The sequence below is a fragment of the Candidatus Woesearchaeota archaeon genome (genome assembly GCA_003694805.1).
In the GTDB taxonomy this organism is placed as follows: Archaea; Nanobdellota; Nanobdellia; order Woesearchaeales; family J110; genus J110.
This window is the reverse complement of the sequence record RFJU01000151.1, coordinates 1-1,644: the sequence shown is the minus strand read 5'-3', so window position 1 is coordinate 1,644 and position 1,644 is coordinate 1. Positions and strand designations below refer to the sequence as shown.

Genomic DNA, 1,644 nt, shown 5'->3' with positions numbered 1-1,644 from the left:
GTCGGTTTCTGCGGAGGGTGTTGGTTTGGTGAGTGTGGGTGGTGGTTTGTGGAATGGTACGATTGCGCTTGTTGCGGGTGGTTCTCCGGTGGATGTGGTCGCGGTTGATGAGGCTGATAATAACGCGACGGATACGAGTGCAACCTTCACCATTGACGACATAAATCCCGTCCTTTCCAACATCACTTCGACAGATGTAAACATTTCAATTGCAACAATTGTTTGGACATCAGACGAGTTGTCGAACTCAACAGTTGTGTTCGGGACTGCCCCGGACAACCTGACATTCTCCGCCGTGAACGCGTCGCTCGTTGTGAATCACTCTGTTCTCCTCACCGGCTTGACACAGAACACGACATATTATTACAACGTTTCCAGCTGCGATCGGGCAGAAAATTGCCAGACGAATGGAACATTCAATTTCACCACGCTGCTTGGTCCTTCTGCACCAGTCATCACAACCTCGCCCAACACATCAGCTTTGGAGGACACGCCGTATTTTTACGACGTGAACGCAACTGATGCGAACAACGACCCGCTAACATATAATCTCACGACAGCACCGAGCGGCATGACTATTAACACATCGACAGGCCTCATTTCTTGGACGCCGACGCAAAGCCAAGTTGGAAACCACACCGTCGCCATCATTGTTGAAGACGGAACAGGACTCAACGATACGCAGAACTACACGCTCACTGTGAGCAATGTTAACGACGACCCGGTCATTACCACCTCGCCGGTCACATCGGCGACAGTGAATGAGCCTTACGTGTACGATGTGAATGCGACAGACAGCGACCCAACCAACGACACGCTGACTTACGCGTTAGAACTGGCGCCTTCTGGCATGAGCATTAACGCTTCATCAGGACTTATTGAATGGACGCCGAGCGTTGGGCAAGAGGGCGCCCACAATGTTTCTGTAAATGTGTCAGACGGGAATGGCGGGGTGGATAGGCAGAACTACACCGTCACGGTTGCTTCAGACACGACGCCTCCTGGCATCACAAATATTGCGAATTCATCCACAAACGAAAGCGCCACGATTTCATGGAACACAACCGAAGACGCAAACGCAACGGTTTTTTACGGCCTATCACCAGCAAATCTCTCTCTTTCAGCATCCAATGCCACAATCGGAACTGTGCATGTAGTGGTGTTGACAAACTTGACCAACGGTACACGGTACTATTATAATGTATCAAGCTGTGACCCTTCGGGAAATTGCAATGTTTCAGGAACGTATAACTTTTCAACAAGCAACAATCCAGATACAGAAGCGCCATCTGTCACGAGTCCTGCAGTAAACGATTCCGTCTTGCACGCGAATGCGTCATTACAAATTAACGTAACCGTGACGGACAACAGGAACGTGTCGTCCGTGACGGTGGGGAACGCGTCAAGGGTAAGCATGAATGCTTCTGGTGGCGACCTTTGGTCTGTAAACACGACGCCCGCCGCGCTTGGTTGCGCGGAAGGCGTGTGCGTTCTTTTGTTCAACGCAACAGACGCATCCAATAACTCCAACGCGTCGGTGTCAACGTCTATCTTGGTGGATAGTGTTTCTCCGGTGATTGTGAGTGTTTCGTTGTCGGATAATGTGACGAGGAATAATACGAATGTTTCTGTGACGGTGAATGT

Annotated in this window: 1 protein-coding gene; it reads left to right on the top strand. The window is 50.3% G+C overall.

Features of this window, described 5'->3' with window-relative positions:
• Positions 1–88 precede the first annotated feature (88 nt).
• A partial coding sequence (locus tag D6783_05570) for a hypothetical protein (GenBank protein ID RME52192.1) occupies positions 89–1,644 on the top strand: 1,556 nt, incomplete at its 3' end.